Origin of the sequence: Photorhabdus namnaonensis (assembly GCF_001684335.1) — a bacterium.
Taxonomy (GTDB): Bacteria; Pseudomonadota; Gammaproteobacteria; order Enterobacterales; family Enterobacteriaceae; genus Photorhabdus; species Photorhabdus namnaonensis.
Genome location: NZ_LOIC01000067.1, coordinates 1 through 535 on the forward strand (window position 1 = coordinate 1; position 535 = coordinate 535).

Consider the following 535-nt stretch of genomic DNA (forward strand, 5'->3'; position numbering starts at 1 on the left):
AAGTGCGGCGACGCATTGAGCTGACCAGTACTAATGAACCGAGCGGCTTAACCTTACAACGCCGAAGGGGTTTTGGCGTGCAGCAGGCGGCTGTCAGAAGAGAGCGGCCGGAAGAGAGACAGGTTTCAGCTTGTTCAGAGATTGGTTCCAATGGTTGTGGTGACAGAGAGTCAGACAAGGGTTGGAATAAAACGGAATATGCCTGGCGGCGATAGCGCGGTGGTCCCACCTGACCCCATGCCGAACTCAGCAGTGAAACGCCGTAGCGCCGATGGTAGTGTGGGGTCTCCCCATGTGAGAGTAGGACACTGCCAGGCTTTAAAAACAGTGGAAACCCTCAGCGCAGGCTGGGGGTTTTTGCGTTTGTGCGATATACGACAGTCGTTTTGGCTCCATGAACGTTATAATGCCTGTCGAAATTTGCTTTTGTTAACCATCCCTTTATCCCCAGTACCTTAGCCATCTGCGGTTGGCAGTTTTGTATTTAGCGGTATATCGTTGTTCCCCTCTGATCAGAATTTGCCTTGGGCAAAGC

General features: G+C 52.1%; 1 protein-coding gene and 1 rRNA gene. Both read left to right on the forward strand.

What is annotated here, in order from left to right; all coding sequences use genetic code 11:
- On the forward strand, window positions 1-215 hold a 215-nt coding region (locus Phpb_RS26325), incomplete at its 5' end, for a hypothetical protein (protein WP_205634769.1).
- Window positions 202-317, forward strand: a 5S ribosomal RNA gene (gene rrf, locus Phpb_RS11685). The genes Phpb_RS26325 and rrf, both read left to right, overlap by 14 nt.
- Window positions 318-535: the final 218 nt, after the last annotated feature.